Here is a 12,071-nt window from a genome sequence, read left to right on the forward strand (position 1 = left end):
GTTTGAAATGATATTAAGTGACAAGATAGTTCTTCTTAGAAAAAAGAATAATCTAACTCAAGAAGAATTGGCAGAAAAGTTAGGCGTTAGCAGACAATCTGTATCGAAATGGGAAATGGGAAACTCAATTCCAGATATCAATAAGATTATTCAATTGAGTGATGTTTTTGGAGTAAAAACAGACTACTTATTAAAGGATGAAATTGATGATATTGAATATTCGGATGATACTGTCGAAGAGTTGGAGGCTAAGAAGATAATTAGCGCAGAAGATGCTAATGATTTTATGAGTGCATACGAAGAATATTCAAATAACGTTGCTGAGAGCATAAGCTTATTCATAATATCTCCTGTTGCAGTTTTGGTATCTCAAATCATAGCGTTAACAACAAATGTTAAGAGCGAAGATTTTTTCGCCATAGGAGGAATTGTTGTATTATTTCTTATAATTGCTTTTGGTGTATATAAATTGATAGTGAAGGCGAATTTAATTGAAAAATATGACTTTATTTCAAAAGAATCATTTAATTTATCATATGGCGTAAAAGGATTAGTTGAAAAGAAAAAGGAAGAAAGAGAACAAAAAGATAATAAAGCAATAGCCACTGCGATAATAATGTATATATTATGTGTGATTCCTGTCATACTTGTATCTATATCAGATAGCGAAGTATTGCAATTATCGTCTGTAATATTGTTGTTAATTATTGTATCAGTAGCTACTAATATTTTAATCAAAAAGCTTTCTGTGATATCAAGTTATAACATGCTACTTCAAGTAGAAGATTACACTATGAAAAATAAAAAATTGAGAGAAAAGATGAGCGGATATATTACAGCCTTCTGGCTAATAATCACAGCAGTATATCTTGCAGTTAGTTTGTATACGAGCAGATGGGAAATCACTTGGGTGATTTTTGCAGCAGGAGCGGTTTTATTTGCGGCATTTTATTTCATCTTAAAATCTCATTTCAACAATAAAATGAAATAATAAATCAAAAAAACATTCTCTAATGTTGAGTAAACTCAAAATAGAGAATGTTTTTGTTTTTATAAATCGCTAACTGTAGTATCATCGACTTCTTCTTTTTTCACTGTGTTTTCATCTATTTCAGGTTTCTTTTCATCTTCAAGATTAAGAATTTCCATGAATTCTTCGCCTGTGATAGTTTCTTTTTCTAGCAAGAATTTTGAAATTTCGTGAAGTTTATCGATGTTTTCAGTTAAAATATTTCTAGCTTTTTCGTGAGCAGCTTTTATTATAGATTCTACTTTATTATCTATTTGACCTGCTTTATGATCGCTTGCAGCTAAAGTATTGCCACCGCCAAGATATTTTGAGTTTGTAGTTTCCAAACTCATCATGTCGAATTCGTCAGTCATACCGTACTGAGTGACCATCGCACGAGCGATTTTTGTAGCTTTTTCTATATCATTTGAAGCTCCAGTAGTTCTTGTGTTAAACACAACTTCTTCTGCACTTCTTCCTCCTGTTAATGTAACTATCATGTTAAATAGTTCTTCTTTGTTCATGAGGAATTTTTCTTCTTGATCTACTTGCATTGTGTAGCCCAACGCACCGCTTGTTCTAGGAATAATTGTAATCTTAGTAACTGGGGCGGAATGTGATTGCATTGCAGCAACTAATGCGTGTCCAACTTCGTGATAAGCTATAAGTTCTTTTTCTTTTGGAGTTATAACTGTGCCTTTTCTTTGTTGACCAGCTATTACAACTTCAACAGATTCTATCAAATCTTCTTGTGTTACGATATTTCTTCCCATTCTAACAGCTCTTAGTGCAGCTTCATTTACGATATTTGCCAATTGAGCACCACTTGTACCTGCTGTCATCAAAGCAACAGCTTTGTAATCCAAATCTTTTTCGATTTTGATTTTACGTGCGTGAACTTTAAGAATATCGATACGTCCTTGTAAATCTGGAAGTTCAACAGGAATTTGTCTGTCAAATCTACCAGGTCTAGTAAGTGCTGGGTCTAAAATTTCAGGTCTATTAGTAGCAGCTAGTATAACAACTCCTGAATTCCCACTGAAACCGTCCATTTCATTTAATAATTGGTTAAGAGTTTGTTCTCTTTCGTCGTTACCAGAAATTCCAGCAGTATCACGTCTCTTACCGATAGCATCTATTTCGTCGATGAATACAATACAAGGAGCTTTTTCTGCTGCTTGTTTGAACAAATCACGAACTTTACTAGCTCCTAATCCGACAAACATTTCAACGAATTCTGAACCACTCATTGAAAAGAATGGAACTTTTGCCTCACCAGCAACAGCTTGTGCAAGCAAAGTCTTACCAGTTCCAGGAGGGCCCACTAATAAAACACCCTTTGGCAACACTGCACCAATTTCGTTGTATCTTTTTGGATCGTGCAAGAAGTCGACAACTTCCAACAAAGCATCCTTAGCTTCTTCTTGACCAGCAACATCTGTAAATTTCTTTCCAGTTTGACTTTCAACGTAAATTTTTGCATTGCTCTTACCAAATTGTAATGCATTGCCTCCCATTTTTTTAGTAGCTTGGCTCATTGCTAATTGCAAGAACCCAAATATTATTATAAATGGCAAGACAAATTGTAAGAAAATTGATAAAAGTGGTGCATATTTACTAGGAATGTCGCTTGAAAATTGGACTTTACTTTCCAATAGACGATCAACTAATTTTTCGTCTCTAATCAAACCTGCTTTATAAATGACGTTGTTTTTATCCTTTGCTTTGAAATTGATATGAGTGTCTAATATTTTTACCTCTTTAACTTCTCCTTTATCGAGCATTTCGATAAATTTATTGTAAGGTACTTCTTCTTCTTTTGTTTTTGAAAAAGTAGGGAAAAGCAAGCCGGCAACCACAGCATAAAGAACTATAGCTATAAGATAATAAATTATTATCTTCTTCTTATTTTGCTTGTTTTCTTTCATATTTTGCCACTACATTAATTCAATGTTTAATTTTTCGTTTAATAAATTCAAACTTTTGATAATACTATTGTATTCTTCGTTAGTTAATTTAATTTGTTTTTTGTATTTTTCAGAAATTTCTTCAACGATATTGTTGATGATTTTCTTACCTTTTTCTGTCAAACGAACAGTAACAATTCTTTCGTCTTTTTCAGATCTTTTTCTTGAAACATATCCTTCTTTTTCTAGTGCTTTACACAAGTTAGAGATGTTTCCACCAGCCATACCAACTAAAACTCCGATATCACCGATAGTCAAATCATCATTTTTGCCTAATTCAAATAAAGTTTTAACTTTCATAATAGTTAATCCGTATTTATCTGAAATTGGTGCCAATAAAGCGTCTGTTTTACGATAAGTTTCTCTCAACAATTGAGATAACTCTGTGTTAATTAAATTGTAATCCATATTTTCCTCCATTTAATTTTTAAAATATTATGTGTTTTGATATAATAAAATACACATAAGTGGTTATCCACTAATTACAGTATATATGTTAATTATATAGAAATTATGGAGATAAATGTAAAATATGGAAAATTTTAATAAAAAAGACTATAAAAAATTGTGGGTGAATTTTGAGTCTAGTACACAAGCTATGGATTTACTCGTAATTTTATATAATATAGAAATTTTTGAAATATCTTTAATTACAATAGAATCTGATGTAAATAATAACGTTCTAGATTTGATGGATAATTTGGATTGGGATGTAGAAGTTGTATTTTTGAAAGATTTTATGAGTGAAAATGATGTCGTATTATCAAGATTTTTAGGTGATTTTAAAAATATTGATTTGCTTAATTTCTCTAACATGAAATATTTGTCAGAATTTTTTACGGAAAACACTGAGACTCTTGAATCATTAGATGATATTTTCATGTACGATAAATACGTAAAATCAGACAACGGCGATTTGAATGTATTAAATGGTAAAAGTGTGTTTATGATTACAAATGACACATTTAACAAGAATGATTATACTGATATTTTGAATGAAATGTTTGATGAATCATCAGAAAAACTAATTGGAGATTTGTTCTTGTTGTACGCATACTCCAAAAAAGATCATTTTATTTATGCACAAACAAATTTAAAAATTGATGAAGAAAATAATTTGATTGAAGGAGAGGGAATTGAAACGTACATTTCAGTTACATATAATATCGATAGATTTAGAGAATTTTTAGAAAGCGTGATTATTTAATGAAAACAAAGTTTAAAATAGGCTCTTCTATGTCACTTTTCTTAGGAAGTTTATCCATCGGAGTATTTTCAGGTGGACTGGCTGTCTTTTACAGATATTTGTTAAGTAAATTAGAAGTGGTTAGAAATGCCGTTTATTCTAACAACAGTTTTTCAAGAGCTATTTTAATTATCGCAGTATCATTTGTCCTAGGAATTGTGGTTAGCAAATTACTTAAATGGGCTCCACTTTCTGGTGGCAGTGGTATTCCGCAAGTTCAAGGAGAACTTATCGGAGCTTTTAATCAAAATAGTTTTAGAGTTACTGTTTCCAAAATTGTAGGAGGAGCAATTGCCTCATTAGTGGGACTTTCTTTGGGAAGAGAAGGCCCTTCAATTCAATTGGGAGCTAGTAGTGCTAAGTGGCTATCAGAAAAATTTGGAAAAAGCAAAACGGATGAGAAATTGTATTTAACTGCAGGAGCTGCGGCAGGTCTTTCAGCTGCTTTTTCAGCACCAATTTCAGGTCTTGTTTTCATATTGGAAGAACTTCATAAATCTTTTTCAAAAAAAGTAGTTGCAATAAGTTTTGCAGCAGCGGTGGTTGCTGATGTCATAGCTGTTGGAATATTCAAAATCAAACCAGTGTTTTCTTTTGGAATGACTCATGTACTGCCAACAAAATACTATTTGTTGATTTTTCCGATGATTATACTTTGCTGTGCCGTTGGGAAATTATTTAATTATTCAATCACGTTTTTCCAAGATGTATTTGCGAAAATTAAGCTTGAACAAGATTTGAAAATAGCGATATTTTTTGCGTTTGTATCTGTAGTTGGATTATTCTACAAAGATATTTTAGGTGGCGGACATTCATTTATAGAAAACATGGCAGCACACAATTACAATTCATTTTTATTGCTGATAATACTTTTGTTATTTAAAATGTTTATGACATCAACATCTTATGCAACTGGAACTCAAGGTGGTATTTTCTTGCCGGTTTTGGTTCTAGGTGGAATTACAGGATTATTTTATTTTAATTTAATGAGTGCTTTCGGAGTTGTGCAAGATGTTTATTTGTCAAATTTTGTTGTGCTTTCTATGGTTTGCGTTCTAACAGCTGTTGTTAGAAGTCCTCTTTTGAGTGTTGTGTTGGTACTGGAATTAAATGGAAATATGACACATCTATTGGGGTTGGCATTTTGTTCAATCATGGCATATTTTATATGCATGGCTTTAAATTTCGAACCAATTTACGATATTTTATTAAAGAGAATGTTGAACAAAAGAGTTGTTGGAAAAGGTGTTAATGATAAATTCACAATGTTTGATATAAAACTTGGATATGAAAATTGTGTTTCCAATAAAAAAATCAAAGATATTGAATTTCCAAAAGATGCTTTAATTGCAGAAGTGGATTCAAATGGCGAAAAATACGTTCCAAATGGAGATAGTGTACTGAAAACAGGAGATATCGTCACTGTTTTAGTAAAAGATGAACAACTTTATGATACTAGAATGAAAGTTCTTGAAGTTTTTGGAGAAAATAATGGATAAAATAAAAGAAAACTTGAACTATATATTACTTGCAGTTGTCGCTATTCTTGTATGTGTCTTGGCAGTGATGATGTTTTCTAAAAAAAATGTATACAATATTAACACTGGAAATAGCACCGTATTGAAGAAAAATTACGTAGTAACTCACTACGATAACAAGATTTTGATGTACCAAAATGAAAACTTAATTCTAAAACAAGATTACGACGACAAAAAGCCTTATTATTTTGATGGCAAATTTCTTTATTTGATTGATAAAAAGGATTTGTTGCAATATAATACAAAAGGAAAGGTGAATTCGAAGCTATCTTTTAAGTCTGATATTTCTTATATTTTTGCAAACAAAGACCATATTATTGTCGATACACAAAATGAATTTTCAATTGTTAATAATATGAAAATTTTGGAAAGTTTTGAGATGAAAGACGAAGTATCTAGCTTGATAGTATCGGATAAATCAAATTATGCTTTTAGCACGATAGGAAAGCGTGATGGAAGAATTTTTTCTAAGATTTACATGTACGATGACAAGGGACTCGTTTACAAAAATATTTTCATCGATAAGCCGATTTTTAGAATGAAATATGTCGATGGCAAATTAATCGTAGTATTTGATGGGTACATCAAAGTTTTTGACAAAGCTAAAATTACAAAATCGAAATCATTCGACGGTACAAAAGATGTTGGGGTTTCAGATAAAAATGTATATGTAATTACAAAAAATGGGGAACTTTTAATTTACGATAAGGATTTGAAATTGGTGAGCCAATCTAAGATAGATGATTCACTTAAAATATATTCTAATGACAAAAACTGCATATTATATAACCAAAATGGGTATTTTATGTTTGAGGATTCCAAACTAGTGGAATATAAAGCATCGGATCTTAAATCAATTACAGGAGAAGATGATTTTTATTTAGTATTTAATAACAGAATAGAAAGGATTAGGTAATTATGGAAATTGTAGATGCAAGAGGACAAGTTTGTCCAAGACCAATTATTATGACAAAAAATGTATTTGATGAATTAGAAGAAGGTACTGTTAAGACACAAGTTGACGACATGTACTGTGTTGAAAATTTACAAAAATACGCAAATGGTCAAGGTTTCGAATTCAGTTATGTAGAAACAGATTATGGATTTGAAACTACTATCGTAAAAGAAAAGGGAGCACAAAAAAAGGTTGAAGAAACTAACGGTAATTTAGTTTTAGCATTCTCAAGCGATAGAATGGGTGATGGAGATGAAAAATTAGGGAAATCACTTATTAAATCATACATTTATTCTATAGCAGAAGCCGACGAAGTACCAAGTACATTATTATTCTTCAACTACGGAATACATTTGACAACTGAAGGCTCAGAAGTTATCGACGATTTAAAGAGAATCGAAGAAAAAGGCGCAAAGATTATGACTTGTGGCGCTTGTTTGGACTTCTACGACAGAAAAGAAAAACTTTTGATAGGCGAAGTTACTAACATGTATGTAATTTACGATACTTTATCAAAAGCTGACAGAAATGTAATTATAAGATAATGGAAAAAATATTACTAACTTTTACATCAGTTAATTTTACAATGATGACAGAAAGTAAACTTGTGAGTATGGGATACGATATTAAAACTATCCCTACTCCAAGGGAAATTTCTGAAAGTTGTGGATTAGCTATTATGTTGGATCCTGATAAAAAAGATGAGATGATTGCATTGAAAAAAGAACTTCCAATCGCTAAGATATGGTCGTATCTTAAAGTAGATGGAGTAATTTTTGTAAATGAGGTAAAAGAATAATTCATGTTATTTAATATTGAAAAGTTCAACCAAATATTTTATAATTCTGCTGGTCAACTAAATTTGTTGGCCAAGATTTTATTATCCCTGCTAATTATCGTGCTTACGCAAATCGTCGTAAGCATTTTAACTAAAAGCTTCGATAAATTATTAATGAAAAAGGGAAAATCTATTGAAGGCAGACAAATCACAGTTACCAAACTGTTGAACAATACCATCAAATATATAATTTATTTTTTCTGTGTAGTCCATGTACTAGATTTGTTTGGAGTAAAAACAGATAAGATATTGGCTACTGCTGGTATTGGTGGGGTTGCCATTGGTTTTGGTGCACAATTTATAATAAGAGATGTAATTAGTGGACTTGCATTGATTCTTGAAAATCAATTCAAAGTCACAGACCATGTGATTATAAATGGAATTGAAGGTAACGTTCAAGAATTGGGACTTAGAATTACAAAAATAAGAGGATTTGACGGAGCTATTCATATGATAAGTAATGGTCAAATCAACACTGTGACTAATTTATCCAAAGAAAACCAAAGAATTGAAGTTAAAATGGAAGTTCCAATTAAATACAGTTTGGATCAATACACTGAAATTGTGAATGAGATTTCTGATGAATTGGTCGATAAGTATTCAGATATTGTAAAAAAACCAGAATTAATTGGCGTTACAAAAATGGATAAAAACTCCATGACTATTACGATTTGGGGAAGTTGTAAACCAGAATCTCAATACTTGTATCAAAGAGAAATTATCAAAAAATTCATAGAAAAAGCCAAATCAAAATCAATGGATTTGAATTGTTATTTTGTAGCAGGTGATGAAGATGAAATATAAAGTAAATGATATTGTAACACTAAAAAAAGGTCACCCATGTGGTGAAAACAAATGGGAGATTTTAAGAACTGGAGCAGATATTAAATTGAAATGTTTGGGTTGCGATAAAATAGTGTGGCTTACTAGGTTAGAATTTAATAAAAGAATCAGGAAAATTCAAGATAAAAACGGCAAATTTGTATCCATAGTTCATTACGAACCAGAAGATGACGAATAAAAAACGATAGGAGAATTATGAATTACGTTGTAATACCAGCGTACAAACCAGATGAAAAACTCACAAAATTGGTGGAAAATTTAAACAACAACCACCTCAATATAATTGTGGTTAAAGACGGTCCGTGCGAATATGATTTTTCAAAACTTAATAATATAGTTCTTCTTGAGCATGAAACAAATATGGGAAAAGGGGCCGCATTAAAAACGGCATTCAAATATTTGAAATCACAACAAGCGTCAGGGACTGTGGTTACAAGTGATGCAGATGGACAGCATTTGGTCAAGGATATTTTGAAATTAATAGAATATTCTGAACAAAATCAGGATAAGTTGATACTGGGAGTGAGAGATTTGAAAAGAGGAATCCCTCTTAAATCTCTGCTTGGCAATACTATAACTAGAATGGTATTTTATTCTAGTTCATCAAAATACATCAAGGACACGCAAACGGGACTCAGAGCTTTTAATATGTCTAATCTTGATAAAATGATAAGAATCGAAGGCGAAAGATACGAATATGAAATGAATATGCTTTACGAATTCGATTCTGAAAGCATAATGCAAGTTCCTATCGAAACTATTTATATAGAAAATAATGAAACAAGTCATTTTAATGCACTAAAAGATTCAGTCAAAATCTACAAAAGCATACTGAAATTTTCTGCGTCAAGTTATTTGAGCTTTTTGGTGGATTATTTTACTTTTTTATTGTTAGTTTACAAATTAGACGTACAAAGTTTGGTGATGTCCAATATAATAGCGAGGGCAGTGTCAAGCACGTTTAACTTTTATGTGAATAACAAATACGTATTCAAAAACAAAGATAAAATCTTAAAAAAATACATCAAATACGTGACGTTAGTAGTGTTCATACTAGCTTTGAATACTATTGTGTTGAAAATTTTGTCAGGTTTAGGAATTAAAGTTTTTGTGGCAAAAATTATAACTGAAGCTTTGATGTTCATAGTAAGCTACAACATTCAAAAAAGAATAATATTCAAATAGCACTTTTAATAGAAAAAATTATAGAATTTTTAATAGAAGTGCTTTTTTAGTGCAAATCTTTAAAATTTTGTAGATTTTTGTGCATTAGGTTTGTTGTATAATAATTTTGAAAGGAGTTTATTATGAAAAAAATTGGATATTTGTTATTTGCGATTATCATTTCACTATTAATGGTAAGTTGTGCGCAAAGTGACAAATCAAGAGTCTCTGATGAACTTAACTTAAAATTAGTTAAAGCAAATCAAATCATGAAATACGATGATCATGGAGCAATGGGAGACGGAACAAGATTTATAACATTTGAATTTGATAGCAACGATACATTGAATCAGATAAAATCGGATAGTAACTGGAAGAAATTTCCATTGGATAAAACAACGAAAATTTTAATGTATGGAGATGAAAAAACATCATCTTATGTGAAGGATCATAATTCCAGGTCGCTTTTTCCAGAAATTTCGGAAGGTTATTATATGTTAATTGACAGACAAGAAGACAAGAGTCAAAATATTTTAAAACGTTCATCTTTAAATTTTACACTTGCGGTCTACGATACAAAAACTAATACTTTGTATTTTGCGGAAATTGATACTTAAAATTGTAAATTGAAAAAATAGCAAACCAACGTCGTACAATCCTCACGTAAATGGTTTGCTATTTTTTGTTTTATTTCAGTAGTTTTTCGAATGCTATTCTCTCGTCTGTTTTTCTTATATAAACTATCCCACATTTTTGAAATCCGTTTTTCTCAATAAATCTTAGCATGGATTTGTTGTCTTTGTGAGTGTCCACTCTAATTGAATCGTAGTTTAGTTCTTTTAATTTATCTTCAAAGAAATCCAACAGATTTTTGGCTACATTTTGCGATTTGTAGTCTGGATTTACTGCTATTCTATGAATTACTCCGTATTTTCCATCAGATAGCCATTTTCCATCAATGTTTTTGTAATCTGCATCTCCATCCAAGACCAACACAGCCATTCCTACAACTTTTCCTTTAATCTCTGCTACGTATAATCTATTTTCTTTCAAGTCAGCCAAGAACACATCTTCATTGGGATAATTTTCGCTCCATTGATTTATTTTGTTTTCTTTCATATATATTTTGGCATTTTCTATTATTACCATTATATCAATCAAATCAGTTTTATTTGCGTGTTTAATAATCATTTCTCACCTCATTTTATATAAAATTTTAACATATTTCAAAAAGTATTTTAATATTAAAAAAATTTCGATATTTTTGTGTTAATTTTTATTGTAAATGTGTTATAATTTTATGTGGAAATCAGTTAAGGAGGCAACATATTGAAACCAAATATTTACTCTGAGATTGATAAGTTAAAATCTGTAATAGTTCACAGACCGGGAGAAGAATTAAACAATTTGACGCCTGATTTTATGGAAGAGCTATTGTTCGATGAACTTCCTTACTTGGAAAATGCTATCAGAGAACATGATTTTTTCTGTGAAACTATGCGTAATGAAGGTATTGAAGTATTATACCTAGAAGATTTGGCTGCAGAATCTATTAAACAAGATGACGTTAGAAAACAATTTATCGAAGATTTTCTTGAAGAATCGGGAAATAAATCCGCAGATGAAATCAATTTACTAAGAGATTTACTTACAAATATTTCAGATGAGAAAGAATTGATACTTAAAACTATGGCAGGAGTTAGATTAGATGAAATCGGTATTAACGACGAAAGCGGAAGACTTTTGGCTGTTAATCCAATGCCTAACTTGTATTTCACAAGAGACCCATTTTCTTTTGTGGGAAATTGTGTAAGTATCAACAGAATGTGGTCAGAAACTAGAAATAGGGAAACGCTTTATGCAAAATACATTTTCACTTATAATTCTAGATTCAACGATATTGAAAAGATCTACGATAGAACAGAAGACACTTCTATCGAAGGTGGAGATATTTTAATTTTAAACAGCGAATGTGTAGCTGTTGGTATTTCTCAAAGAACACAAAAAGAAAGTGTGGACAAATTCGCTAAGAATTTATTAGAAAAATCAGATTTTAAATTTGTTTTGTCTTTCAAAATTCCTAATAAAAGAGAATTTATGCACTTGGACACTGTGTTTACAATGATTGATAAGGGAATTTTTACGGTTCACCCACTAATCGAAGGACCTTTGTATGTTGAAAAGTTGTATCTTGAAGATAATACTTTACAAAGAGAAGTTCAAAAAGGTTCATTAGAAGAAATTTTATCTACAAATTTACACGTTGATAATGTAAAAATTATAAGATGTGGTGGAACTAATCCAATAGATCAAATGCGTGAACAATGGAATGACGGTTCAAATACTTTGGCGATTGCACCAAATACTGTTATTGTTTACGACAGAAACAATGTTACAAACAGCTTGCTACAAGAAGCTGATGTAAATATAAGAACTATTAAATCAGGCGAATTATCTAGAGGACGTGGGGGTCCAAGATGTATGAGTATGCCATTTGAAAGGGAGATGTAA

14 protein-coding genes are annotated in these 12,071 nt (G+C 30.9%); 11 read left to right on the forward strand and 3 right to left on the reverse strand.

Annotation, left to right across the window (positions count from 1 at the left end):
- Positions 1-7: 7 nt before the first annotated feature.
- Complete coding sequence (locus ACU68U_RS04810; protein WP_446762841.1) at positions 8-991, forward strand: helix-turn-helix domain-containing protein; 984 nt, start codon at positions 8-10, stop codon at positions 989-991.
- A gap of 59 nt (positions 992-1,050) precedes the next feature.
- Here ACU68U_RS04810 and ftsH read toward each other — a convergent pair whose 3' ends face one another.
- Positions 1,051-2,937 (reverse strand): ATP-dependent zinc metalloprotease FtsH, encoded by a 1,887-nt coding sequence (gene ftsH / locus ACU68U_RS04815; protein ID WP_227905543.1) that lies wholly within the window; start codon positions 2,935-2,937, stop codon positions 1,051-1,053.
- A gap of 9 nt (positions 2,938-2,946) precedes the next feature.
- Positions 2,947-3,384 (reverse strand): MarR family winged helix-turn-helix transcriptional regulator, encoded by a 438-nt coding sequence (locus tag ACU68U_RS04820; RefSeq protein WP_446762842.1) that lies wholly within the window; start codon positions 3,382-3,384, stop codon positions 2,947-2,949.
- Positions 3,385-3,508: 124 nt separating this feature from the next.
- On the opposite strand from ACU68U_RS04820, the gene ACU68U_RS04825 reads away from it, so the two are divergent.
- The 9 genes from ACU68U_RS04825 to ACU68U_RS04865 all read left to right on the forward strand — a co-directional run bounded on the left by ACU68U_RS04825 (position 3,509) and on the right by ACU68U_RS04865 (position 10,177).
- Positions 3,509-4,183 carry a hypothetical protein gene (locus ACU68U_RS04825; protein ID WP_446762843.1) on the forward strand — a complete coding sequence of 225 codons (675 nt, stop codon included), beginning with the start codon at positions 3,509-3,511 and terminating at the stop codon, positions 4,181-4,183.
- On the forward strand, positions 4,183-5,721 hold the full coding sequence (locus ACU68U_RS04830; protein ID WP_446762844.1) for a chloride channel protein: 1,539 nt from the start codon (positions 4,183-4,185) through the stop codon (positions 5,719-5,721). The genes ACU68U_RS04825 and ACU68U_RS04830 overlap by 1 nt, the downstream gene beginning before the upstream one ends.
- Complete coding sequence (locus ACU68U_RS04835; protein ID WP_154271941.1) at positions 5,714-6,676, forward strand: hypothetical protein; 963 nt, start codon at positions 5,714-5,716, stop codon at positions 6,674-6,676. The genes ACU68U_RS04830 and ACU68U_RS04835 overlap by 8 nt, the downstream gene beginning before the upstream one ends.
- A gap of 2 nt (positions 6,677-6,678) precedes the next feature.
- Positions 6,679-7,260, forward strand: coding sequence for a sulfurtransferase-like selenium metabolism protein YedF (gene yedF / locus ACU68U_RS04840; protein WP_311437300.1), 582 nt, complete (start codon positions 6,679-6,681; stop codon positions 7,258-7,260).
- Positions 7,260-7,514: a DUF3343 domain-containing protein gene (locus ACU68U_RS04845; RefSeq protein ID WP_002835422.1), complete on the forward strand. Its 255-nt coding sequence runs from the start codon at positions 7,260-7,262 to the stop codon at positions 7,512-7,514. Before yedF ends, ACU68U_RS04845 begins: the two co-directional genes overlap by 1 nt.
- Before the next feature lie 3 nt (positions 7,515-7,517).
- Positions 7,518-8,357, forward strand: coding sequence for a mechanosensitive ion channel family protein (locus ACU68U_RS04850; RefSeq protein WP_316094581.1), 840 nt, complete (start codon positions 7,518-7,520; stop codon positions 8,355-8,357).
- The gene (locus tag ACU68U_RS04855) at positions 8,347-8,574 is read left to right on the forward strand and encodes a DUF951 domain-containing protein (protein ID WP_373276985.1); all 228 of its coding nucleotides are present in this window, start codon (positions 8,347-8,349) and stop codon (positions 8,572-8,574) included. The genes ACU68U_RS04850 and ACU68U_RS04855 overlap by 11 nt, the downstream gene beginning before the upstream one ends.
- Before the next feature lie 17 nt (positions 8,575-8,591).
- Entirely contained in the window at positions 8,592-9,581 is a 990-nt protein-coding gene (locus ACU68U_RS04860) for a GtrA family protein (RefSeq protein WP_446762845.1), read from the forward strand.
- A 122-nt stretch (positions 9,582-9,703) separates the two neighbouring features.
- A complete protein-coding gene (locus ACU68U_RS04865; RefSeq protein ID WP_156849831.1) occupies positions 9,704-10,177 on the forward strand; it encodes a hypothetical protein in 474 nt (157 codons plus the stop codon).
- 70 nt (positions 10,178-10,247) lie between these two features.
- On the opposite strand, the gene ACU68U_RS04870 is transcribed toward ACU68U_RS04865, so the two are convergent.
- Complete coding sequence (locus ACU68U_RS04870; protein WP_156849830.1) at positions 10,248-10,751, reverse strand: GNAT family N-acetyltransferase; 504 nt, start codon at positions 10,749-10,751, stop codon at positions 10,248-10,250.
- 138 nt (positions 10,752-10,889) lie between these two features.
- Here ACU68U_RS04870 and ACU68U_RS04875 point away from each other — a divergent pair, with 138 nt between their 5' ends.
- A complete protein-coding gene (locus ACU68U_RS04875; protein WP_094203393.1) occupies positions 10,890-12,071 on the forward strand; it encodes an arginine deiminase in 1,182 nt (393 codons plus the stop codon).

Source organism: Finegoldia sp. P3-F-LR, from assembly GCF_052932165.1.

Coding starts and splice junctions, on each gene's coding strand:
- ACU68U_RS04870 (WP_156849830.1), bottom strand. CDS start 10,751: ATGATTATTAAACACGCAAATAAAACTGATTTGATTGATATAATGGTA.
- ACU68U_RS04810 (WP_446762841.1), top strand. CDS start 8: ATGATATTAAGTGACAAGATAGTTCTTCTTAGAAAAAAGAATAATCTA.
- ACU68U_RS04825 (WP_446762843.1), top strand. CDS start 3,509: ATGGAAAATTTTAATAAAAAAGACTATAAAAAATTGTGGGTGAATTTT.
- yedF (WP_311437300.1), top strand. CDS start 6,679: ATGGAAATTGTAGATGCAAGAGGACAAGTTTGTCCAAGACCAATTATT.
- ACU68U_RS04845 (WP_002835422.1), top strand. CDS start 7,260: ATGGAAAAAATATTACTAACTTTTACATCAGTTAATTTTACAATGATG.
- ACU68U_RS04835 (WP_154271941.1), top strand. CDS start 5,714: ATGGATAAAATAAAAGAAAACTTGAACTATATATTACTTGCAGTTGTC.
- ACU68U_RS04865 (WP_156849831.1), top strand. CDS start 9,704: ATGAAAAAAATTGGATATTTGTTATTTGCGATTATCATTTCACTATTA.
- ftsH (WP_227905543.1), bottom strand. CDS start 2,937: ATGAAAGAAAACAAGCAAAATAAGAAGAAGATAATAATTTATTATCTT.
- ACU68U_RS04855 (WP_373276985.1), top strand. CDS start 8,347: ATGAAATATAAAGTAAATGATATTGTAACACTAAAAAAAGGTCACCCA.
- ACU68U_RS04860 (WP_446762845.1), top strand. CDS start 8,592: ATGAATTACGTTGTAATACCAGCGTACAAACCAGATGAAAAACTCACA.
- ACU68U_RS04820 (WP_446762842.1), bottom strand. CDS start 3,384: ATGGATTACAATTTAATTAACACAGAGTTATCTCAATTGTTGAGAGAA.
- ACU68U_RS04830 (WP_446762844.1), top strand. CDS start 4,183: ATGAAAACAAAGTTTAAAATAGGCTCTTCTATGTCACTTTTCTTAGGA.
- ACU68U_RS04850 (WP_316094581.1), top strand. CDS start 7,518: ATGTTATTTAATATTGAAAAGTTCAACCAAATATTTTATAATTCTGCT.